We start from the raw sequence: 1255 nt of genomic DNA, 5'->3' as shown, positions 1-1255 counted from the left end.
TCGCCGAGCACGCCGTCTATCAGTGCGTCGGGAACCGGCACATCGGTGCCCCCGGTCTCGCCCGGGAGCGGCCGCACCTCCTCGACCAGGCGCTCGACCAGCAGCAGGGCCGCCTGGGCGGCCGTGTCGGCGCCGGGCAGGGCGAGGTCGGTGAGCTCCTCCGCCGGGTCGAGCAGGGCGACACCCTCGGCCCGCTGCTCCGCCTCCAGGCCGAGGAAGTCGGCGAGCGCGGCCGGGCCGGTGCGGCCGTGGTCGCGCAGCCAGGCGCGCTGGTCCTCGGGCAGGTCGGCGGCGAGCACGGCCGGGGTCTCGGCGAGGAGGCGGCGGACGGCGGTGCCGGGCTCGGCCTCGGCGGCGCGGCGGATGAGGTCGGTGGCGTCGTCGGCGAGCGCGGGCGGGCCGACCGGGACGGCGCGGGCGAGTTCCCGGTCGACCGTCAGCACGGTGGGACCGGCGGCGGCCGGGTCGGCGAGGGCCGCGGCGGGGAGGTCGCCGAGCACCTGCCAGTCGGCGAGCACGGCGAGCGCCATCGCGAGCTCGGCCCGGTCCGCCGGCCGCGCGGCCGGGCCGGGGCCGGGACGGACGGCGTCCATCGCGGCGAGCAGGCCGTCCAGCGGGAGCCGCTCGGGGGCGTCGACCAACAGGGACAGCGCGAGGGCGAGCTGCGCGTAGCCGCCGGGGGTGAACGGGGCGCCGGTGGCGGGGTGTTCGAGGCGCCGGGTGGCGCCGGGGCCGAGTCCGGCCTTGTGCAGGCGGGCGTGCCAGGGGCCGACCACCAGGCGGTAGCCGAGCAGGGTGTCGAAGCGCTCGGCGAGCCAGTCGCGGTGACGGCGGATCAGCGGGAAGCCGTCGGCGTGCGGCCCGGAGGCGGTCACCAGCGGGTGGGCGACGAGCAGCCGGGCGGCGATCCGGCGTTCGGCGGCGGTGGTCGCGGCGGAACGATCCTGCGGGACGGTACCGGCGCCCCGGGAACGTTCGGGCTTGCGGTGGCGGCCGGGCTTGCCCGGCTTGGCACCTGAGAGGACGACGGGCAGCGCGGCGGCGTCCCGGCGGGCGCGGCGCAGGCCGCCGGCCGGGCGCGGCTCGCGGGCGCGCAGCGGCGCGGGGGTGTGCGCGGTGGGGCCGTGCCACCAGCTGACCTCGGTGGTGAGCGGCGCGGCGGCGGACGGGTCGGCGGCCGAGCCGGTGACCGAGCCGGTGACCGGACCGGCAGTGGCGGGGCCGGTCACCGGAGCGGGGGGGGGGGGGGGGGGGG

Annotated in this window: 1 protein-coding gene; it reads right to left on the bottom strand. The window is 80.5% G+C overall.

Translation table 11 applies throughout. The features are described 5' to 3' along the window. A partial coding sequence (locus VR45_RS24890; protein WP_052709349.1) for a DUF2398 family protein occupies positions 1–1229 on the bottom strand: 1229 nt, incomplete at its 3' end. Positions 1230–1255 lie beyond the last annotated feature (26 nt).

It is taken from the genome of Streptomyces sp. NRRL S-495 (genome assembly GCF_000966955.1).
GTDB lineage: Bacteria > Actinomycetota > Actinomycetes > Streptomycetales > Streptomycetaceae > Kitasatospora > Kitasatospora purpeofusca.
The sequence above is the reverse complement of the archived record's forward strand: the minus strand, read 5'-3'. Positions and strand labels throughout refer to the sequence as shown.